The organism is Cohnella kolymensis, assembly GCF_000829465.1.
GTDB classification, from domain to species: Bacteria; Bacillota; Bacilli; order Paenibacillales; family Paenibacillaceae; genus Cohnella; species Cohnella kolymensis.
Window position 1 is genome coordinate 89,340 of record NZ_JXAL01000034.1, and the last position, 21,627, is coordinate 110,966.

A 21,627-nucleotide genomic window follows, 5' to 3' on the forward strand; every position below is an offset into this window, starting at 1 on the left:
GGATTTGGTCATGTCAATGAGAGGAGGCACCAGCTTTGCTTAGAAACGACGATATCTATGAACACATTGCAACTCCATACGATTTGCTTATTTCAAAAGAAGACTACATGAACAACATCTCTGCAGCACTTTTGGACATTGCAGAATTTAATCATAAAGACGTTGCCGATCTCGGAGCCGGAACCGGGCGGTTATCGTGCATGGTTGCGCCCCTATGCAAAAGCATTGTGGCTTTAGACTTCGCTGCTGATATGCTCAAGCTCACTGCAAGCAAGTTGTCGCAGATGAAACTGACGAATTGGAAAACAACCGTTGCAGATTTGCGACAACTGCCGCTGGAGGATCAAAGCATGGATATTGTCATGGCAGGATGGAGTATCTGTTATCTCGCCAGCAGCAATAACGAAGACTGGAGTGATAACTTAACCCGGGTATTGAATGAAGTGAACAGGGTGTTGAAGCCCAACGGTACCGTGATTGTCTTGGAAACCTTGGGCACTGGAAATGAACGGCCGGAGCCGCCTGACTTTCTGCAAAGCTATTTTACGAGACTTGAACAGGACTTCGGATTCAAACACAAAGCCATTAGGACCGATTATCAGTTTGACTCGGTAGAACAAGCGGAAGCATTATGCCGCGACTTTTTCGGGGATTCATTAGGCGATTGGATCAGTAAAACAAAGACCGCCACTATTCCTGAATGTACGGGGATCTGGTGGAGAACTCAGGACTGACGAAAACATCTCATTGAAGGAGTGATCCGAATGAGCGGCAAGTTTGCTTTTACGAGAATCGGATATGTGTATGTGCCAACGACAAGGATCGATGAATCGATTGAATGGTATACGCGGAACCTGGAATTCAAGCTTATTGATAAATTCAAAGACCGCGGTTCCTATTTGGCTGTTCTGCATCATCCGCATCGAAATTCCATTGCATTGCTCCTTATTGAAACGGAAGACCGCAGGCCGTTGGAAATCTCAAGGAACGGAAATGCTTTTCCCATTATGGCTATTAATTGTCCTGATATTGAGTACACACATGCTTACTTAACGAACAATGGCGTCTGGGTAGAAGACTTGCATACACTTGGAGCCGGAGAAGCCAAATACTTTTACTTTCGAGATAACGAAGGCAACTTGCTGGAAGCGGCTTGGTCGAAGTGGGATCCGAAGGATGAGATTAAACAAGAATTTCGGAAAGAAGCCTGATAAATCAGACTTACGACGCAATCGAATACAAGGAGGGATCTTTTGCGCAAGAGATTTCTATTCCCGATACTATTACTTTTACTGCTCGCTCTTGCCGGATCAATTTATTACTACAGAAGTGATGATGGCTCAAGCGAAACGATACTAGAAGCGATAGCAAGGTGCGGGGCGATTCATACGTACACTATTTGATTCACAAAGAGCCTGTCGAGGGTGGAGTCGTCGTTTTTTACCGGAGGAACACGAAAGATGACGTCCTGGACGTATCAGCAGAGTTTGTGAGAAAGACGAGATCAGGCTGGAAAATGGGCTATGGAGGGGGCTTGTCTACTGGCAAAGGCGAAGATGTCCGCATTGACGATTCCAGTATGTACCTACCCAGTACCGAGGGCACAGAGTTCGGCGACAGCCCTTTTCCCATGCAGTTCGGCTATGTCCAACACCCTCAAGAATCACGAATCGTTATTAGAGACAAAGCTACGGGTCTGTCGAAACAAGCGAAGATTGTAGAGATTAGCCGCGACTTCAAGCTATTTTATGTATTTCTCGATAAATCACAAGGGCAGCAATTTGAAATCACAACCTATAATGCAGATGGAAAAATGATCAGACAGGAATCCATTGACGAAAGTCTTCTCTCAAACGCTTCTGAAGGTACAGAAACAATTCAGGGGGAAAAATTGCGATGAAAATCTTGCAAAATGACAGGATCAAAGCTAAAGAGATCACTGCTTTTAACAGCAGGAACTTATTGATGAATCGGATTATAATAAGTTATGACGAAATACATATCGGATGTATGTTTATTGGTGCAGACGGAATAGTAGGGTACCATCAGGCTACAACCGAGCAGTTGTTTCTTATCGTTGAAGGGGAGGGCTGGGTAAAAGGAGAGGATGGAGAAGAAATCTTTGTTACAGCGGGCTTCGCAGCCTTGTGGGATGCAGGGGAATGGCACGAATCAAAGAGTGAGAAAGGTATGACCGCTATCGTAATTGAAGGGAAGAACCTTAAACATTATTTACCTGAATACGGAGGGGTACTTTGATGAAAATCGAATTGAACAAGAAGCAATACAGAGATTTAATAGAACTTTTGTTTCTGGGTAACTGGGTTGCCAATGCTTCGCGTACCGGCGCAGAAGGCGACGAGATGCTCGAGCAATATGAAGAAATTTATGACTACATATTATCTCATGCGACAACTTTTGAAGCGGACGATGTTGTTCAACAAGAAGGCAAGCAATTCTATACGACGATGGATTTCGATGAGTCCATAATGCCTATCGTTGAGGACTACGATGACTACACGTTCTGGGAACAGCTTTCATTGAAATTAGCGGAACGGGATCTGCTGCGGGAACTCGGACCGGTTAGTTTCAACGAAGCACATAGAGAGAGAATGTATGAAATCGCGGAAGAATATGAAATTGAATTTGAGAAAAATGGATTGAAGAATCTGACATTGATGAAGCCGGAAAAGAAAAAGTAATGATCGTGGTGCTTTAGGTTGACAGTTACAAAAAGGACACTTACATCAGGACACTTACAACAAGGAATCGGAATCGGTTCCTTTTGTTTTGGAGTGATAAGCGTGCGAGACGAGTCGGCAGATCTTTTTCTGAAAATATCATTGCACCGAATGATGGATCATTATTATCCGAAGTTGCTTGAGTGTCTTCAACGAATCAAAAAAAGACGAATTGTGGCACAGCGAAGAGTGTTCTAATTCAATCGGCGGAATCATTCTGCATATGTGCAAACATATTGAGAGAAATCATGACAAATATCTTAAATCCGATCAACGTGTCGAGAACAAAGAAGGGATTGAAAATTACTTCCCGGTTGTTCATGATATGGAGCCGGACATATTAATTAACCAGGTTAAATACTCCTTTGAAATGTGGAAGCAATTAATAACTTACTTATTGGAGAGCAAGCAGTCGAGCTTTGATATGCATTCGGTGTACCATGTGGTCGAACATTGCGGTTATCACTTAGGGCAGATCGTGGATCGAGTACAGCGGATTTCCGGGCAACCGTTCCAATTCTGCCAAAGGGGCATAAACGAAAAAAACTTGAAGGACATTATTGACCGGAGGTATCCAGGTGGAAAAGACGATTAAAAATGTTGATGAGCTCTTTGAGATGTTAGATTCTAGCTTCCGGACTGAAAAGCAATTTTGGGAGCCATTTTATTCAAATCGGCAGCGGCTCATTCCCTTTTTTGTAAACAAGCCCTGCGAAAACCTTGTATCGTACATAGAGGACGGAAAGATTCACGCAGGCAAGGCAATGGAACTCGGATGCGGACCTGGGCGAAACGCACTATTTTTAGCAAGCCGCGGGTTTTCAGTTGATGCATTTGATCTTTCTGAAGTCGCGATTGAATGGGCTAAAGAAAGAGCCAAGGAAGCTGGGCTTAACATCAATTTCAAATGTGAATCGGTGTTTAACCTGGCGCCGCAACAAGAATACGATTTTGTATACGATTCAGGCTGTCTGCACCATTTGCTGCCACATCGAAGAGTGCAATATATACAAATGATATATAACGGACTCAAACCGCAAGGCTATTTCGGACTGACATGTTTTGCCCCGGTTACGGAGAGATTGGCGGACCTGAATTAGAAATGACGGATTGGGATGTCTATCAAGAGAGATCGATGAAGGGCGGACTTGCTTTTACAGAAGAGAAACTTAGATATATATTATCTGATCACTTCGAGTGTATTGAACTCAGGAAAATGCGGGAAAACAGCTCTGAAGATCCGACATTTGGAGTGCCCTTTTTATGGACTTCTCTGTGGAGGAAGAAGTAATTGTTTGGTTTTTAATTGCTCAGTGTATTGATTTATGTGTGAAATACTAGTAAATTCTGTCTGTAGACGAACAAATATGCATTTCATGAGCAGCCACAGCTTAACGATGATCTTGTTTAAGGAGGTGGTTATTGGAGGGTGATATCCGCATAGAATGGTGTTGTCGGCGTCTGAAGTCGAAGGGGGATACGGAATGAACTTTGACTTATCGGATGAACAGAGATTGATTGTCTCGAAGGTGCGCGAGTTCGTAAAAAATGAGGTTGAACCTACCGCGGCCGAACGGGATGAGGAAGAACGATTTGATCGAAGACTGTTCGACAGGATGGGCGAGCTTGGCTTGACCGGTATTCCTTGGCCTGTCGAATATGGCGGCCTGGGATCGGACTACATCGCGTATGTGATGGTCGTTGAGGAGCTGTCCCGCGCATGCGCATCCACCGGAGTGATGCTGTCCGTACATACTTCTCTCACCGGCTGGGCCATGTACAACTATGGAACGGAAGAGCAAAAGCAAAAATTTCTGCGGCCGTTAGCGGAAGGGAAGAAGCTGGGCGCTTATTGTTTGACCGAAAGCGGATCAGGATCCGATGCCGGAGCGATGAGCACAAAGGCAGTACAGGATGGCGACGGATATCGATTGAACGGCTCTAAAATATTTGTTACGAACGCTGGAGAAGCGGACTTTTACCTCGTTTTTGCGATTAGCGGCGGCGACCGGCACAGACGAGAAACCAGCGCGTTCATTGTTGAAAAAGGAACACCCGGTTTTCATTTCGGCAAAAAGGAGAAAAAGCTGGGGATCCGTTCTTCACCGACGATGGAGATTATGTTCGATAACTGCCGCGTACCGCACGAGAACATGCTCGGTACGAAAGGTGAAGGCTTCAAAATAGCGTTGTCAGCTCTGGATGGCGGACGAAGCGGAATTGCAGCGCAGGCTTTAGGGATTGCCCAAGGCGCAATGGATGCTTCCATTGCCTATGTCAAACGATGCAGACAGCTTGGTGGGCTGAACAACGAACATCAGGCCATTGATTTCAAAATAGCGGATATGGCCAATAAAATTGAGGCGGCCAGGCTGCTTACTTATCAGGCGGCATGGCGCAAAAGCATGGGCTTGCCTCACGGCAAAGAGTCCGCTTTCGCCAAGCTTTTCGCCAGCAATACGGCAGTCCAGGTTACACTCGCCGCCGTGGAGATATTCGGGGAGCACGGCTACAGCCACGATTACCCCGTCCAACGGTTTTTACGCGATGCTAAAATTACACAAATTTACGAGGGCACGAATGAGATCCAACATATTGTCATTTCACGCATGCTGCTGGCTGAGTGAACCATTTCCTTCAGGGCAATTGTTGTAACCGGTTTCATTTTAATAGCCCGAATCCCCTAGCCACAACATGAATAAAAATAAAAAGGCTTCGCTGATCCAGTCAGTGGGGTCTTTGCGTGTGCGTTCAAGACTGTACGAAGGAGGCTGCGGCATGGACTTTGCCTTATCGGAAGAGCTTGAAATGATCCGCGCGATGGTGCGTGATTTCGCCAAGAACGAAATCGCGCCCAGCGCAGCGGCACGGGATGAAGAAGAACGTTTTGATCGGGCATTGTTCGACAAAATGGGTGAACTCGGATTGACCGGCATTCCATGGTCTGAAGATTACGGCGGATTGGGCTCGGACTACTTGACCTATGTGGTGGCGGTGGAAGAGCTGTCGCGCGTGTGTGCCTCGACCGGGGTAACACTTTCCGCGCATATCTCTCTTGCCGGCTGGCCCATTTATAAATTCGGAACGGAAGAGCAGAAACAACGATTTTTGCGGCCGATGGCGGAAGGTAAAAAGCTTGGCGCTTACGGCTTGACCGAGAATGGCTCCGGTTCCGACGCGGGCTCCATGAGAACAACGGCAATCCGCGACGGTGACCATTATGTTGTAAACGGTTCCAAAATATTTATTACGAACGGCGGCGATGCAGAGATCTACGTCGTGTTCGCATTGACAGACCCGCAGCTTAAACATAAAGGATGCAGCGCGTTCATTATTGAAAAAGGCACACCGGGCTTTACATTCGGCAAAAAGGAAAGAAAATTGGGTATTCGGTCATCCCCGACAATGGAAATTATTTTTGAGGATTGCCGCATTCCGAAAGAGAATTTGCTCGGCCAAGAAGGCGAAGGCTTCAAAATTGCGATGATGACACTCGATGGCGGACGAAACGGAATCGCCGCTCAAGCGGTAGGTATTGCCCAGGGAGCTCTGGATGCCTCTATTGCTTATGCGAAAGAGCGTCAGCAGTTCGGCAAGCCGATTGCATCCCAGCAAGCGATTGCGTTCAAGATCGCCGACATGGCGACCAAGATCGAAGCGGCCAGATTGCTTACTTATCAGGCGGCATGGCGGGAAGGCCAAGGATTGAGCTATGGCAAGGAATCCGCTTTCGCCAAGCTGTTCGCTGCGGACACCGCGATGGAGGTAACCGTCGAAGCCGTGCAGGTTTTTGGTGGATACGGCTATACGAAGGATTTTCCTGTTGAACGGTATATGCGCGATGCCAAAATCACGCAAATATACGAAGGTACCAACGAAATTCAGCGTGTCATTATTTCTCGCATGTTGTTAACCGACTGAAGAGGAGGAACTGCCGTGGAATCGGATACCGTTTATCGTTCCAAGCATAAAGTGAGATTCGTGACTGCATCGGCATTGTTCGACGGGCACGATGTTTCCATCAACATTATGCGGCGTATTCTTCAGGCAAACGGGGCGGAAGTGATTCACCTCGGGCACAACCGCTCGGCCGGTGAAGTGGTTCGAACCGCGATACAGGAAGACGTTCAAGGCATCGCCGTGTCTTCCTATCAAGGCGGCCATGTCGAATATTTTAAATATATGATCGATTTACTCAGAGAGAAAGGCGCCGAAAAGATCCGGTTGTACGGCGGAGGCGGGGGGGTCATTCTTCCTTCGGAAATGAAAGCTCTTCATGATTATGGAGTTGCCCGCATCTTCTCGCCTGACGACGGAAGGGAGTTCGGCCTTGAGGGAATGATCCGGCTGATGATCGAAGAGTGTGATTTTTCGACGGTTGCGGAGCATATGCCCAGTCCGGACGCCCTGCGCTCCGACAATCATCGGAACGTTGCTCAACTCATCACGGTTGTCGAGAATACCCGGGATCACAATGTAAAGGACTTAATCCCGCCTGCTTCAAACCATTGTCCGATTATCGGCATCACGGGTACAGGGGGTGCGGGGAAGAGCAGCCTAACCGATGAATTGGTGCGCCGATACCTGCGGCAATATCCGGATCGAACCATTGCGATACTGTCGGTGGACCCGACCAAGCAGAGGACGGGCGGCGCGCTGCTCGGCGACCGGATTCGCATGAACGCCGTAGACTCCGAGCGGGTGTATATGCGAAGCTTGGCGACACGCGGATCCGGCAATGAGCTGTCGGGCAGCATTCGTGACGTCATTTCGGTGGTGAAGGCGGCAGGCTTTGACATGATCCTGGTGGAAACGAGCGGGATCGGGCAAGGGGATCACCGGATTACCGAAGTTGCGGATGTGTCTTTGTATGTAATGACAAGCGAGTTCGGCGCGCCTTCCCAACTCGAGAAGATAGACATGATCGATTATGCCGATCTGATCGCCATTAATAAGTTTGATCGCAGGGGCTCGGAGGACGCTCTTCGGGATGTGAAGAAGCAATATCAGAGAAATCACGGCTTATTCGACAGTGCGGTCGAAACGATGCCCGTATATGGTACGATGGCCAGTCAGTTTAACGATGCCGGGGTGAACGTTTTGTTTGCGGCGTTGATCGACACTGTGAACCGGAAGTGTTCGCTTCAGTGGCCGCTCCCCGATTTCTCCCATGTGCATGACCCTAAGAAGCAGGACATTATTCCGACTGATCGCACACGTTATTTAGGTGAAATCGCACAAACAGTACGTTCTTATACAGCGTTCACTGAAAGTGAAGCCGAACTCGCAAGCGCCTGCTACCGAATCGCGGGATCGGTTCAAGCGTTGCGGGAGCAACAGGATTCAGCCGACATGATCACGCCGCTGGAAAAGCTTAAGGAATCGTATGAGGAGCGTATGCAGAAGCAGACACGCAACTTGATCGATCAATGGCCCGAATTACAGCGGCGCTATACGGGAAGTACGTTTGTCTCGCGAATCCGCGACAAAGAAATCGTGACTGAGCTGACGACACAAAGCTTATCCGGGCTCGAGATCCCGAAAGTCAGCTTGCCCAAGTTCCGGGATTGGGGAGACCTTGTACGTTGGCAGTACCGTGAGAATGTACCCGGGGAGTTTCCGTATACGGCAGGCGTGTTTCCTTTTAAACGCAAAGAAGAGGACCCGAAGCGCCAGTTTGCCGGAGAAGGAACGCCTGAAAGAACGAACTTGAGGTTTCATTACCTGTCGCAGAACGATCAAGCCAAGCGGTTGAGCACGGCATTCGATTCCGTCACCTTGTACGGCGAGGACCCGGATTTGCGGCCCGATATCTTCGGAAAAATCGGTGAAAGCGGTGTGAGTGTCTGTACGCTGGATGATATGAAAAAGCTGTATGCCGGCTTTGATCTCTGCCATCCGATGACCTCGGTATCGATGACGATCAACGGTCCTGCGCCTGTTCTGCTTGCCATGTACATGAATACAGCGATCGACTTTGAGACGGACAGGTTCCGCCGTGAAGAAGGCAGAGAGCCGACAACCGAGGACGCGGAACGAATTCGCAGCACGACGCTGAACTCGGTAAGAGGAACCGTGCAAGCCGATATCCTAAAGGAGGATCAAGGGCAGAACACCTGCATTTTCTCCACGGAATTTGCGCTGCGGATGATGGGTGACATCCAGCAATATTTTATCGATCAGAAGGTCCGCAATTATTACTCCGTGTCCATCTCGGGCTATCATATCGCCGAAGCCGGCGCAAATCCGATCTCTCAGTTGGCGTTTACGCTGGCGAACGGATTCACGTATGTCGAATATTATCTGTCACGCGGCATGCACATCGACGACTTCGCCCCCAATCTCTCCTTCTTTTTCAGCAATGGGCTTGATCCGGAGTATACGGTAATCGGCCGGGTGGCGCGCAGAATTTGGGCAACGGTTATGAAAATGAAATATAAAGCCAATGATCGCAGCCAGAAACTCAAATATCACATTCAAACCTCCGGACGTTCCCTGCATGCGCAGGAGATCGATTTCAACGATATCCGCACAACGCTTCAAGCCCTGATGGCGATTCAGGACAATTGCAATTCGCTTCACACGAACTCCTATGACGAGGCAATCACCACCCCGACGGAAGATTCGGTACGCCGGGCTATGGCCATTCAATTGATCCTTACGAAAGAGCTCGGGTTATTGAAAAATGAAAACATGCTGCAAGGTTCGTTCATTATCGAGGAATTGACTGACCTGGTGGAAGAGGCGGTATTGCAGGAGCTTGAACGGCTGAGCGACAGGGGCGGAGTCCTTGGAGCCATGGAGCTGCAATATCAGCGGGGAAAAATCCAGGACGAGTCGATGTTGTATGAGATGAAAAAACATAGCGGCGAGCTGCCTATTATCGGTGTAAACACGTTCCTCAATCCGAATCCGCCTGCAGGAGAGCTGAACATTGCGCTAGCCCGCGCATCGTTTGAGGAAAAGGAGCATCAGATGACACAGCTGAAAATATTCCAAGAGAAACATCAGGCGGAAGCGCCTGCCTCATTAGCCAAACTGCAGCAAGCGGCACTTGATGGCGGGAACATTTTCGCAGAGTTAATGGAGACGGTTAGAGTAGCAAGCTTGGGGCAAATCACTCGTGCCCTCTATGAAGTAGGCGGACAGTATCGACGCAATATGTAATCGGCAGGACACAAGTTCATGCAGCAGTTCATTCTGTCAAAGTAGAAGCGGAGGGTTTAGCATGGCCTCTCAGACCGTCACCAAGCATAGGCAGATCGGTTTAACGGATGAACAGGTTCTAGAGATGTACACGATTATGCTGAAGGCTAGAAGATATGACGAACGCGCATTACTCATTCAACGTTCGGGCAAGACCGCGTTTCATATCTCCGGGATCGGCCAAGAAACGGCGCAGGTAGCGGCAGCGTTCGCTTTACAAAAACAGCATGACTACTTTTGTCCCTACTATCGCGATTACGGCGTCGTTCTCTCGGCCGGCATGACTTTGCACGAGCTTATGCTTTTATCGTTCGTGAAGGCGGAGGACGTCAACGCCGGCAGGCAGATGCCCGCGCATTTCAGTCACAGGAAGCATCATATCGTCACCGGATCAAGCCCGGTTTCCACGCAGGTTCTTCATGCCGTCGGTATTGCTCTCAGCGCCGTGATGGACCAAGAGGATCGCGTCGCATTTACGAGCTTCGGTGAAGGGTCCAGCAATCAAGGCGATGTGCATGAAGCATTTAACTTCGCCGGCGTTTTTAAGCTGCCGGTCATTTTCATGTGTGAGAACAACCAGTATGCGATCTCCATTCCTGCTCATAGACAAGTAGCCGGACGAGTGGTGGACCGGGCCGCGGGATATGGCTTCCCTGGCGTCCGCGTAGATGGCAACGATCCGCTTGAGGTCTATCAGGCGGTCAAAGAAGCACGCGAACGAGCGGTTCGCGGTGCGGGTCCGACCTTGATCGAGGCGATGCTTTACCGCATTTCGCCGCATTCGACTGCGGACGATGACATGATTTACAGAACGAAAGAAGAGGTCGAATACCACAAGGAACAGGACGGGATCCAAAAGTTTCGCGCTTATTTGCTCGAGTGCGGCGTGTTGGACGAAGAACTGGACCGTTCGGTGAATGAGGAAGTTATGCGCGAATTGAATGAGGCGACCAAATATGCCGACAAAGCGCCTTATCCCTCGCCCGAGGACGCATTAAAGCATGTCTATGCTGAAGACGGGGGTGGCATATAAAATGGCGATCATGACTTATTTGGAGGCTATCCGTTCAGCCATGTCCGAGGAGATGGAGAGGGACGAGAACGTTTTTGTGCTTGGCGAGGATGTCGGCAAGGGCGGCGTCATGAATGCGACCAAAGGGATGAGGGACCGCTTTGGCGAACGCCGTGTGCTGGATACGCCGCTGGCCGAATCGGCCATTGTGGGTGTTGCCATTGGGGCTGCAATGGTCGGCAAAAAGCCGATTGCTGAAATCCAGTTTGCGGATTTTATTTTCCCTGCGGCCAACCAAATCATCAGCGAGGCGGCGAAAATCCGTTACCGTTCCAACAATGATTGGCAATGTCCGATCGTGATTCGTGCTCCTTACGGTGCGACCGGAGGCGGAGGGTTATACCATTCACAGTGTCCTGAAGCGGTGTTTTTCGGCACGCCGGGCTTGAAGATCGTCGCACCTTCAAGCGCTTACGACGCCAAAGGATTGCTGAAAGCGGCGCTCCGCGATGGCGACCCCGTCCTTTTTTTCGAGCATAAAAAGTGCTATCTCTACGTATCCGACGAGGTTCCGGATGAGGATTACACCGTCCCGATCGGCAAGGCAGCCGTGAAGCGTGAAGGTGACGATATCACCGTTATTTCTTACGGGATGACCGTTCATCATGTGTTAAAAGCTGCAGAAGAGGTTCAGAAAGAGGGGATCAGCGCACATGTGCTGGACTTGCGGACGCTGCAGCCCCTGGATGTCCCCGCTATACTGGAGGCTGCCGCAAAAACCGGCAAAGTGATGATCGTGCATGAGGACAACAAGACCGGCGGCGTTGGTGCCGAAGTGGCGGCAATCATATCCGAACATAAGCTCTACGAACTTGATGTTCCGATTATGCGTTTATGCGCGCCTGATGTCCCGGCCGTTGGAATGGCGCCGACGCTTGAGAAGTTCTACCTGCCGAATGCCGACAAGGTTAGAGACGCCATGCGCCTGTTAGCAGAAATGTAGCAGCCGATACGATTACCGAATACCAAGTTTGATAGAGCTCAGGAGGATGGAGAGCATGGAGAACGAGGAGCACGGTACCGAGGTAACTTTACCGCATTTGGCTGAAAGCCTCGTGTCAGCCACTGTCGGCAGATGGTTGAAGCAGCCGGGAGACTATGTGCAAGAGTACGAGGTTTTGTGCGAGCTGATCACAGACAAAGTGAATGTGGAAATGCCGTCGCCGATGGAAGGCACGCTTACCCGCATTTTGGTGCAAGAAGGGGACATCGCCGACGTCGGAGCCGCCATCTGCTTGATCCGGGGATCGGATTCAGCTAATGAGACTCCGGTAGAACCGGCTAAGGCTGCAACTCAGAAGAAAGACAAAGATGAGGCTGATCAAAGAACGAGGTATTCACCTGCTGTTCTCAGTCTCGCAGAAGAGAATAGGATTGATTTGCGCAAAGTGCAAGGCACTTCTCTTGGCGGGAGGATCAGTCGCAAGGATGTTCTGGCCTATATCATGAACAATCTGGATTCTAAGCCTGCTGCGAGTCCGGAATCTAAGCCCGAAGAGAAAGCTGCGCCCGCAAATAGAGTTGTCCCGGAGAACGCAAGTGACTCGCGCACTGAAGAACGCAAAGAGCCTGCCGCCAGCATGTTCACTGCAGAAGATCAAATTGTTCCGGTATCTCCCATCCGAAAAATGATTGCGCAGCGCATGCTCCAGAGTGTCTCGGAAATTCCCCATGCCTGGCTGATGATTGAGGCTGACGTCAGCGGTCTCGTAGCGTTACGGGAAAAAGTGAAAGAGAGCTTTGCCGCCAAAGAAGGCGTGCGGCTTACGGTTACTCCTTTCGTATTGAAGGCGGTTGTTAATGCCATTAAAGAGTACCCGATGCTCAACTCTACTTGGGCTGAGGACAATATCATAGTGAAGAAGGACATTCATGTTTCTATAGCTGTAGGTTCGGAAGAATCCGTTGTTACTCCCGTTATTCGCAATGCAGACCGTAAAACCATCGCAGGCTTGGCGATCGAGATGGAAGAGTTGATAGCAAAAGCAAGAAACGGCAAACTGACGCTCTCCGATATGCAAGGCGGCACGTTTACTTTTAATAACACGGGATCATTCGGTTCTGTGCTTTCTGTTCCGATCATCAACTACCCGCAAGCGGCTATCATTACGTTGGAGTCGATTGTCCGCAAGCCTGTTGTCGTCAACCATGATTCAATCGCAATCCGATCCATGGCGAATCTTTGCCTGTCGCTAGACCACCGCATACTGGATGGCAAAATCTGCGGTCTGTTTATTCAGCGCGTGAAGCAGTACTTGGAGAAATACGACGAAAATACGGTCATTTATTGATTCGGTAATTGAGGAGTGAGAGAGGGGGCAGGTACGATGAGGGAGACCGTGATTGTCGGCGGCGCGCGTACGCCGTTCGGTAAGTTCGGCGGTTCGTTAAAAGAAGTTTCTGCCGTCGAACTTGGCGGAACCGCGATTCGAGCTGCGATTGAGCGTTCATCACTTGATGCTGCGGACATCGAGGAAGTGCTCATGGGGATGGTTCTGCAGGGCGGTGCCGGGCAGATCCCTTCCCGACAGGCGGCGAGGCATGCCGGCTTGGACTGGAACGTAACCACGGAAACGATCAACAAAGTGTGCGCATCGGGCATGCGAAGCGTGACGCTCGCCGATCAAATCATTCGCACCGGAGATGCTGACGTCATTGCGGCCGGCGGCATGGAAAGCATGAGCAATGCTCCGTATATTGCAGAAGGCGTCAGGTGGGGCGCGAGAATGGGACATCAAGGCCTCGTCGATTTGATGCTGCATGACGGGCTGGAATGTACCTTCGACAAAGTGCACATGATCGTGCAAGGAAGCGAGGTTGCCGCCGAGTTCGGGATCAGCCGCAGCGCTCAAGACGAATGGGCTTTGAGGAGCCATGAGCGGGCGATTAATGCCATTAATAAAGACTATTTTGCTGAAGAAATCGTTCCCGTGTCCATCGTGAGCAAGCGGGGGACGTCGACCGTCTCTCAAGACGAAGCGCCGCGGACGGATGCCAGTATTGAGAAATTATCCGCATTGCCGGCCTTGTTTCTCAATGACGGCAGCATCACAGCAGGTAACGCACCCGGTGTCAATGACGGAGCTGCCGCTTTGATCCTGATGTCCAAAGAGAGAGCGCTAGCCAGAAGAGTGAAGCCTCTGGCCACTATTCTCGGCCATGCATCGGTAGGCCAAAATGCTAGGTATATCGCGACGACGCCTGCACTGGCGATCCAGAAGCTTCTTCGGCAAACTTCCGTCTCATTGGATCAGATTGAGAGATTCGAAATCAACGAGGCTTTCGCGGCGGTAACACTTACAAGCGGCCAAATCGTCGGATGGGATCCGGAGAAGGTCAATGTGAACGGGGGAGCTATAGCGTTAGGGCACCCCATTGGTGCCAGCGGTACCCGCATTATACTAACACTTATCCATGAGCTTCAGAGAATCGGCGGAGGTTTAGGCATCGCAGCGATTTGCAGCGGCGCTGCCCAGGGGGATGCCGTTTTGCTGCGTGTCGAGGCTTAAGGAGCAGGAAAGAAGGTCGATCAGATGAGCATTCGCACCATAATGGTCGCAGGCGCAGGACAAATGGGCAGCGGGATCGCGCAAGTGGCGGCTGCGGCCGGGATAGATGTACTGCTCTACGATGTTTACTCAGAGAGCGTGGAGAAAAGCCTGTCCGGCATAGCTAAGCAATTGACCCGGAATGTGGAAAGTAAGCTTTCGGAGGAAGCGAAGTTGGAAATTCTTGACCGGATCATCGTCTCGGACAGCTTGCAACAAGTGGAGCGAGCCGATCTGGTCATTGAAGCGATATCCGAGAACATGGAACTGAAAGCATCGCTTTTCCGGAATCTGGAATCCATCTGTCAATCGCATACTATTTTGGCGTCGAATACTTCCTCACTTCCGATTACGGAAATTGCCGCGGTGACGAAACGGCCGGCGCAGGTCATAGGAATGCATTTCATGAATCCGGTGCCGGTCATGCCTCTCGTTGAAGTGATACGGGGATTGGAAACATCCCAGGAAGTATGCGAAACCGTGTTCCGGCTAGCCGAGAAAATGGGGAAAACACCGGTGGAGGTCAACGACTTTCCCGGTTTTGTCTCCAATAGAATCTTGATGCCGATGATCAATGAAGCTGTGTATACCGTTTACGAAGGTGTCGCATCGATCGAATCGGTGGACAAGGTAATGAAGCTCGGCATGAACCATCCGATGGGACCCCTGGAGCTTGCGGATTTCATCGGGCTGGATACGTGTCTTTCCATTATGGAGATCCTATACGAAGGGTTTAAAGATTCGAAATATCGCCCGTGTCCGCTGCTGCGTAAATACGTAAAAGCCGGGCGGCTGGGCCGTAAATCCGGACAAGGTTTTTACAGCTATAACTGATTGCTTTGCGCAGACACCTCCTGAATGGAGGTGTTTTTGCGTTTAAACCGCTGCGAACGGCTTAATTCTCGTAAATCGGGCTCCAGCCGCCATTTAAGCCGCTGCGAACGGCTTAATTCCAGTAAATCAGGCTCCATCTGCCATTTAAGCCGCTGCGACGGGGTTATTTCTCGGAATTCACGTTTCTTCCGCCATTTAAGCCGCTCTGGTCGGCTTAAATCTGTAAAAAGCAGAGCATTCGCTCTATAAGCCGCTACAATCTGATTAAATCTTGGCAACTGGTCTCGAATCTCCTTCTGAGAGATAAAAAATTAAAATGCGTCAAACCGTATCACTCGCCTCGCCGTTATCTTTTATGATTGCGTCAAAATGAAGGAGGAGATCAAAGTGAAGAAAAAACGGTTAACAGCATTAATTATTATGTCAGTCATTATGTCCATGTCTTTATTCGCTGCTGTTGCATCTGCCGCTGATATGTCCCAGTTTGGATTCACCAAAGTGGTGGCAGAAAAGAAGATCAAAGCCGGGGAAGCAGCCCAGATCAGCCACAGCGGGATCAAGATTGATATACCGGCAGGTGCTTTTACCAACGATGTTAGTTTTCAAGTTCTGGAAGCAGATATTAAACTCTCACAATTTAATTCGCCTGTCATGTTTAGTTTTAAAGACAAGGATGTGAACTCAAGCAATATCTATTGGAACGTTCCTTCTGTAGGGAAGATAGCCCCAAATTCAACTGCAGCAGTTATTGACGGTCGTACATTAACCCATAGCGTTGGCGGTGCTCCTATAGGCTGGATGATTACCTCTCCAACTTGGAGCGTTCAAGACGATAACTAAAAACTACACTACATAACGTAGTGAAATTGGGAGGAATTCTCGCGTGAACGATAAAGCGCAAATCGGCGGTTTGATCATCCGTGTTGCAATCGGTGTGATTTATCTCATGAACGGCATACAGAAATTTCAGAACCTGAGCGGCACAGGTGCTTTTTTCGAAAGCAATGGGCTTCCGGCTTTCATGGCAACGGTTATCGCTTTGCTCGAGACAGTCGGCGGAATCGCACTAATCGTAGGATTAGGCACTCGCATTTTCGGCAGCCTGTTCGCGATAGAAATGATTGTCGCCATCTTTGCGGTTAAGCTCAGTATGGGTTTGGTCGGCGGCTATGCTTTGGACCTCGCATTGTTGGCATCAGCTTTGCACCTGGCCATCAACGGAAGCACATTATACGCAGTCGACACGATGATCGGCCGCAGCGGTGCGAGCGTTAGAAAAACACGAGCCCGCACGCGTCAGACTAATAAACAAATTGTATTACAACAAACGGTGCCAGCCAGTTGCTGCACCGTTTTTGTATTTTGGGGCAACTAAGCGTGGAAAATAAAGGATATTCATGGAAAATCGTCGAATATGCTCATAAAAATATAGAGCTCAAAAAAATATAGAGCTGTCTTGTGCAGGGGGTCGTCTCATGTGGCTTTACATTGTCAGGCGAAGCATTCATACCGTTATCGTGCTTTTCGTGGTCTCGCTAGTCTGCTTTACTTTGATGCACTTGATGCCGGGAAATCCGTGGGCGTCGATCGGCATGACTTTAGAGCAGCGTCAATTTATTGAAGAACAAAAGCATCTTCACGGGCTGGATCTGCCGATATACCTACAGTACATACGTTGGTTAAAAGGCCTCACCGATGGATATTTGGGCTTGAACTATAATTTCACCCCAATCGATCAATACATTTGGACGTATGTGAAACGCAGCCTGACTCTAATGGTGACCGCCTGGACTCTAGCGCTGCTCATCGCTTTTCCTTGGGCTGTGTACAACAGCAGACGCCCGTATGGGCTATCCGACACGACAGCGCTGATCCTGGGACTGATCGGTTTTTCGATACCGCTATTCTATCTCGGCATTGCGATGAAGCAAGTTTTCGCGATGGAGCTTTTTTGGCTGCCGCCTAGCAGTATGCACAGACCGGATCGGGTAGGGCAGCTTGGGGATTTGCTTGTACATATGGTGCTTCCTGTTGCCACATTGACAATCAGCATGCTCGCGTATTATTTGAAATTTATACGAAACAGCATGCTGGATATCCTTCCCTCAGATTACCTGCAGACCGCACGCGCTAAAGGAGTACCGGAAAGACAGGTGATTTATCGTCATGCCTTAAGAAACGCGTACATTCCGATCATTACAATGCTCTCTCTGGATTTGCCCGCTATCATGAGCGGATCTGTCGTTATTGAAAAGGTGTTTAATTGGCAGGGCATCGGCTGGCTAATGGTCAAATCAGCCCAAACTCGTGATCTCCCGACGTTGATCGCGATCCTGATGATCGTCAGCGCAGTCGTTGTCGCAGCAAATTGGATTGCGGATATGTTTTATTTGCTGGCCGATCCGCGAGTACGGTTGTCCGGAACACGAACGAAGTCCGCATAAATTTGCGTTCAACATGTGAGTAAGGCATTCATAATGGTTAACAATACCTTAAGAATCCCGCTTTCTTTAGGAGTGTTGCATCGAAAGAGGTGGAGCCATTGAATGCCATGCTTGACATTTTTTATAACTTTCCGTTAATCGCCGCTTTGATTTCGATCCTTTTAGCCCAACTTGTCAAAATACCTGTCTTTTTCATTACAAAGCGTACCTGGAACCTGAGACGCGCCGTGAGCACAGGGGGAATGCCGAGTTCGCATTCCGCGGCCGTGTCCTCCTTGACCGCAGCTGTGGGGATCACCGAAGGTCTGTCGTCATCCGCATTTGCGATTGCTGTGGTGCTCAGTGCAATCACGATGTTCGACGCGGCAGGCATCCGTAGACATGCAGGGATACACGCGTCATTGATCAATCGGATCGTTTTAGCCGAAATCGCCAGCCAGCAAGAGGGATACGAAGGCTACACTCACAAAGCGCTGAATGAATTACTCGGGCACAGACCTATTGAAGTATTCGTTGGAGCTTTGTTCGGCATCGTCGTCAGCATCCTGCTTTATTTGCTGTTTTACTGACGTGCGCGGTCGTTAAAAAATAAAATCTAACGAAGTCCTCATCGCTATTGCGAGAGGGCTTTTTTCGATTCAATAAAAGTGTCTTCCACATTTTGGTCGTTTAATCCCGTTAACTAAAGGTTAATTATGGTTCTATGTAGCACGACCGCAACGATACGCACTGTAACTAAAACTAAAACAGAAAAGGATGATTGGTTTTGCGTAAAGCTTTAATGAGTTTGACATCACTGTTTTTCATTCTGACCATCGCCGCTTGCGGACAAGCCGGAAGCAGCACGAATGCCGCCGGCAAAGAGGGTGGCGGAACTCTGGCAGAGGCCAGAGAGCGAGGATCTATTACTGTCGGGTTCGCGAATGAGAACCCTTATGCGTATAAAACAGCCGACGGCAAGTTAACGGGTGAAGCCGTTGAGATCGCCCGCGTCGTATTGAAGCGGCTTGGTATTAACGAGATGAAAGGGGAGATGACCGAATTCGGGTCATTGGTCGCGGGTTTGCAGTCCAGCCGGTTCGACCTCGTTACGGCAGGGATGTTCATACAACCGGACCGCTGCCGGGCTGTACTGTTCGCCGATCCGGAGTACAGTATCGGTGAAGCGATCGCGGTAGCGAAGGGCAACCCCGGGCAGTTGAACAGCTACAAGGACATTGCGGACAACAGTGAGGCCAAAGTGGCCGTAATGACCGGAGCGGTAGAGATCGATTATCTCGAAAAATCGGGCGTGCCTGAAGACCGGATCGTACAGGTGCCGGATCAGGCATCCGCTATAAGCGCGCTGCAAGCGGGCCGTGTGATGGCAATCACCATGACAGGACCGGCGTTGCAAGCGATGCTTGATTCAGCGAGCGACGGCAATCTGGAGCGTGTTGAGGACTTCGAACAGCCTATGATAGACGGCAAAAGCGTGAAAGGCTACGGCGCTACCGCCTTCCGTCAAGCCGATACGGAATTTCAGCAAGCGTACAATGCCGAATTGAAAAAGATGAAAGAATCCGGCGAGCTTCTGAAGATTTTGCAGCAATTCGGCTTTACGGAGCAGGAACTGCCAGGCAACGTGACTGCAGATGAACTGTGTAAATAACATGCCGAATTCATGGATTGATTTTCTGCCCACATTGCTCCAGGGGGCGGAAGTCACGATCAAGGTAGCCGTATTTGCTGGAATAGTGGCGGTCTTCATGTCCTTCGCTGCAGGACTATGCAAGCTGTCGAAACTTTGGCCGGTCCGTACGATCAGCGGCATTTATGTTGAGATTTTCAGAGGCACTTCTTTGTTGGTACAACTGTTCTGGTTATATTTCGCGCTGCCGTTCGTCGGCATTCAGATGCCGATGATGACGGCGGCCGTTCTCGCGGTGGGACTTAATTTCGGCGCTTACGGTTCCGAAATCGTCAGAAGCTCCGTCCTCGCCGTATCGAAAGGGCAATGGGAGGCGGCGCTCGCATTGAATATGACCCCGACTCAGAGACTTGTCCGTGTTATTCTGCCCCAGGCAGGGATGAGAATGCTGCCCCCGTTCGGCAATTTGATGATCGAGTTGATCAAATCAACGTCCTTGGTGTACTTCATTACGATGGCCGATTTAACTTATCAGGCGATGGTACTGAGAAACAACTACATCTCATGGACGCCTGAAATATTACTGCTGCTCCTCCTCAGTTATCTTGTCATATCCGTTCTTGTTTCCTTCGGAATCCGCATGTTGGAACGGAAATTGACGGCAGGGAGGGTGTAACGATGTGGGATTGGCAATACGTGTTTGAAATTTTACCGGAGCTTGTTCGTGCTTTGAAAATGACTGTATCGGCTACGCTCTGCGGCTTTGCCGTTGCTTGTGTCGGCGGGCTGCTGCTTGCTGCGGCGGTTCGGTCACGCTATATGTTCCTGCGGCTGGCGGCCAAGGCGGTCATCGGATTTATACGCAACACCCCTCTGCTGGTTCAGGTATTTTTCTTGTACTACAGTCTCCCTGTGCTCGCGGATATCAAGATTTCCGCTTTTGCCGCGGGAATCATCGGACTTGGGCTGCACTACAGCACTTATCTTTCCGAAGTCTACCGCTCAGGTATCGAAGCAGTGCCCAAAGGACAATGGGAGGCGGCTACCGCTCTGAATTTCTCCAAATGGAGAACATGGAGGAACATTGTGCTTCCTCAAGCGCTGCCGCCGATCATTCCCGTGATGGGCAATTACTTGATTGTCATGTTCAAGGAAACGCCGATCCTGTCGGCGATTACGTTAGTGGAACTGCTGCTGACGGCGAAAAATCTCGTGTCGGATACCTATCGGGTGTTTGAACCTTATACGCTTGTCGGCATTTTATTTTTAGCGATCAGCTATCCGGCTTCCCTGCTGGTACAAAGGCTGGAAAAACGAATGAATCTACCAAGAGGATTGTGATAAGATGCAGTCGATTGTAAGATACTCTAACATCACAAAGTCATACGGAGATCTGGAAGTCATTAAGGGAATCGATCTGGATATCGCTCCGGGTGAGAAGCTGGCCGTCATCGGTCCGAGCGGTTCTGGTAAAACAACCTTGGGCCGCATGCTCATGACGCTTGAGGTGCCTACTTCAGGAACGATCGAGCTAGACGGGGAGCTTCTCTGGCATATCCGTGATAAAGAACGACTGATTCGGGCAAACGAAAAACACCTCCATCGCATGCGAGGGAGCGTAGGAATGGTGTTTCAACACTTTAATCTTTTTCCCCATATGAATGTGCTTCGCAACGTTACCGAGGCCCCGCGAAAAGTATTGGGTATGTCCAAAGAGGAAGCGGCGGAAAGCGCGGTTTCGATGCTGAGGAAAGTGGGATTGGAAGACAAATTGAAAATGTATCCGGCACAGCTGTCAGGCGGTCAGAAGCAGCGTGTCGCCATCGCCCGGGCGCTTGTCATGAGACCTAAAGTGATGGTGTTCGATGAAGTGACGTCAGCACTGGATCCGGAGCTCGTCGGTGAAGTGCTTGAGGTGATCCGCGAAATTGCCGAAGAAGGCGAGATGGCGATGATGCTCATTACGCACGAAATGGATTTCGCCAAAGAAATTGCGGATCGTGTCATTTTTGGAGCAGACGGTCGAATCGTTGAACAGGGAACACCGGAACAGATATTCGATAATCCGCAAAGCGAGCGGCTGCAATCGTTCCTGAAGCGATTCCGAGCCGGTTATGCTTTGCGCGATTGAGGGGGGAGTCCCGAGCGGGAC

At 49.8% G+C, this 21,627-nt stretch carries 23 protein-coding genes and 1 pseudogene; 23 read left to right on the forward strand and 1 reads right to left on the reverse strand.

What is annotated here, in order from left to right; all coding sequences use genetic code 11:
- Positions 1-35 precede the first annotated feature (35 nt).
- The 15 genes and pseudogenes from SD71_RS21190 to SD71_RS21260 all read left to right on the forward strand — a co-directional run bounded on the left by SD71_RS21190 (position 36) and on the right by SD71_RS21260 (position 15,401).
- Positions 36-734, forward strand: a complete 699-nt coding sequence (locus SD71_RS21190) for a class I SAM-dependent methyltransferase (protein ID WP_041067818.1) — start codon at positions 36-38, stop codon at positions 732-734.
- 30 nt (positions 735-764) lie between these two features.
- Entirely contained in the window at positions 765-1,211 is a 447-nt protein-coding gene (locus SD71_RS21195) for a VOC family protein (RefSeq protein ID WP_041067821.1), read from the forward strand.
- Between the two features lie 323 nt (positions 1,212-1,534).
- On the forward strand, positions 1,535-1,900 hold the full coding sequence (locus SD71_RS21200; RefSeq protein ID WP_152619540.1) for a hypothetical protein: 366 nt from the start codon (positions 1,535-1,537) through the stop codon (positions 1,898-1,900).
- Complete coding sequence (locus tag SD71_RS21205) at positions 1,897-2,259, forward strand: cupin domain-containing protein (protein ID WP_041067826.1); 363 nt, start codon at positions 1,897-1,899, stop codon at positions 2,257-2,259. The genes SD71_RS21200 and SD71_RS21205 overlap by 4 nt, the downstream gene beginning before the upstream one ends.
- Positions 2,259-2,702 carry a hypothetical protein gene (locus tag SD71_RS21210; protein WP_041067831.1) on the forward strand — a complete coding sequence of 148 codons (444 nt, stop codon included), beginning with the start codon at positions 2,259-2,261 and terminating at the stop codon, positions 2,700-2,702. Before SD71_RS21205 ends, SD71_RS21210 begins: the two co-directional genes overlap by 1 nt.
- Positions 2,703-2,964: 262 nt before the next feature.
- Positions 2,965-3,336: a hypothetical protein gene (locus SD71_RS21215; protein WP_235427302.1), complete on the forward strand. Its 372-nt coding sequence runs from the start codon at positions 2,965-2,967 to the stop codon at positions 3,334-3,336.
- Positions 3,337-3,358: 22 nt separating this feature from the next.
- Positions 3,359-4,032: pseudogene (locus SD71_RS21220) on the forward strand (class I SAM-dependent methyltransferase).
- Between the two features lie 193 nt (positions 4,033-4,225).
- Positions 4,226-5,368, forward strand: a complete 1,143-nt coding sequence (locus tag SD71_RS21225) for an acyl-CoA dehydrogenase (protein WP_041068071.1) — start codon at positions 4,226-4,228, stop codon at positions 5,366-5,368.
- Positions 5,369-5,519: 151 nt separating this feature from the next.
- Positions 5,520-6,662, forward strand: a complete 1,143-nt coding sequence (locus SD71_RS21230) for an acyl-CoA dehydrogenase (RefSeq protein ID WP_041067834.1) — start codon at positions 5,520-5,522, stop codon at positions 6,660-6,662.
- Between the two features lie 15 nt (positions 6,663-6,677).
- A complete protein-coding gene (gene icmF / locus SD71_RS21235) occupies positions 6,678-9,908 on the forward strand; it encodes a fused isobutyryl-CoA mutase/GTPase IcmF (protein ID WP_041067837.1) in 3,231 nt (1,076 codons plus the stop codon).
- Positions 9,909-9,969: 61 nt separating this feature from the next.
- Positions 9,970-10,980 (forward strand): thiamine pyrophosphate-dependent dehydrogenase E1 component subunit alpha, encoded by a 1,011-nt coding sequence (locus SD71_RS21240; RefSeq protein WP_041067840.1) that lies wholly within the window; start codon positions 9,970-9,972, stop codon positions 10,978-10,980.
- Position 10,981: 1 nt separating this feature from the next.
- The gene (locus tag SD71_RS21245) at positions 10,982-11,962 is read left to right on the forward strand and encodes an alpha-ketoacid dehydrogenase subunit beta (protein ID WP_041067843.1); all 981 of its coding nucleotides are present in this window, start codon (positions 10,982-10,984) and stop codon (positions 11,960-11,962) included.
- A 55-nt stretch (positions 11,963-12,017) separates the two neighbouring features.
- Positions 12,018-13,310 carry a dihydrolipoamide acetyltransferase family protein gene (locus SD71_RS21250; RefSeq protein WP_041067845.1) on the forward strand — a complete coding sequence of 431 codons (1,293 nt, stop codon included), beginning with the start codon at positions 12,018-12,020 and terminating at the stop codon, positions 13,308-13,310.
- A 36-nt stretch (positions 13,311-13,346) separates the two neighbouring features.
- Entirely contained in the window at positions 13,347-14,528 is a 1,182-nt protein-coding gene (locus tag SD71_RS21255) for an acetyl-CoA C-acetyltransferase (RefSeq protein ID WP_041067847.1), read from the forward strand.
- A 24-nt stretch (positions 14,529-14,552) separates the two neighbouring features.
- Positions 14,553-15,401 carry a 3-hydroxyacyl-CoA dehydrogenase family protein gene (locus tag SD71_RS21260; protein WP_041067849.1) on the forward strand — a complete coding sequence of 283 codons (849 nt, stop codon included), beginning with the start codon at positions 14,553-14,555 and terminating at the stop codon, positions 15,399-15,401.
- On the opposite strand, the gene SD71_RS21265 is transcribed toward SD71_RS21260, so the two are convergent.
- A complete protein-coding gene (locus SD71_RS21265) occupies positions 15,392-15,679 on the reverse strand; it encodes a hypothetical protein (RefSeq protein WP_041067851.1) in 288 nt (95 codons plus the stop codon). The genes SD71_RS21260 and SD71_RS21265 overlap by 10 nt on opposite strands.
- A gap of 109 nt (positions 15,680-15,788) precedes the next feature.
- On the opposite strand from SD71_RS21265, the gene SD71_RS21270 reads away from it, so the two are divergent.
- The 8 genes from SD71_RS21270 to ehuA all read left to right on the forward strand — a co-directional run bounded on the left by SD71_RS21270 (position 15,789) and on the right by ehuA (position 21,606).
- Positions 15,789-16,241, forward strand: a complete 453-nt coding sequence (locus SD71_RS21270) for a hypothetical protein (RefSeq protein WP_041067853.1) — start codon at positions 15,789-15,791, stop codon at positions 16,239-16,241.
- A gap of 43 nt (positions 16,242-16,284) precedes the next feature.
- Positions 16,285-16,776, forward strand: a complete 492-nt coding sequence (locus SD71_RS25280; protein WP_082034399.1) for a DoxX family protein — start codon at positions 16,285-16,287, stop codon at positions 16,774-16,776.
- A gap of 100 nt (positions 16,777-16,876) precedes the next feature.
- Positions 16,877-17,845, forward strand: a complete 969-nt coding sequence (locus SD71_RS21280; RefSeq protein WP_041067855.1) for an ABC transporter permease — start codon at positions 16,877-16,879, stop codon at positions 17,843-17,845.
- Positions 17,846-17,952: 107 nt separating this feature from the next.
- Positions 17,953-18,414, forward strand: coding sequence for a divergent PAP2 family protein (locus tag SD71_RS21285; RefSeq protein ID WP_041068077.1), 462 nt, complete (start codon positions 17,953-17,955; stop codon positions 18,412-18,414).
- Positions 18,415-18,626: 212 nt separating this feature from the next.
- The gene (gene ehuB, locus SD71_RS21290) at positions 18,627-19,496 is read left to right on the forward strand and encodes an ectoine/hydroxyectoine ABC transporter substrate-binding protein EhuB (protein ID WP_052476522.1); all 870 of its coding nucleotides are present in this window, start codon (positions 18,627-18,629) and stop codon (positions 19,494-19,496) included.
- Position 19,497: 1 nt separating this feature from the next.
- A complete protein-coding gene (gene ehuC / locus SD71_RS21295) occupies positions 19,498-20,151 on the forward strand; it encodes an ectoine/hydroxyectoine ABC transporter permease subunit EhuC (protein ID WP_041068079.1) in 654 nt (217 codons plus the stop codon).
- A 2-nt stretch (positions 20,152-20,153) separates the two neighbouring features.
- A complete protein-coding gene (gene ehuD, locus SD71_RS21300) occupies positions 20,154-20,816 on the forward strand; it encodes an ectoine/hydroxyectoine ABC transporter permease subunit EhuD (RefSeq protein WP_041067859.1) in 663 nt (220 codons plus the stop codon).
- A 4-nt stretch (positions 20,817-20,820) separates the two neighbouring features.
- Entirely contained in the window at positions 20,821-21,606 is a 786-nt protein-coding gene (gene ehuA / locus SD71_RS21305) for an ectoine/hydroxyectoine ABC transporter ATP-binding protein EhuA (protein WP_082034400.1), read from the forward strand.
- Positions 21,607-21,627: the final 21 nt, after the last annotated feature.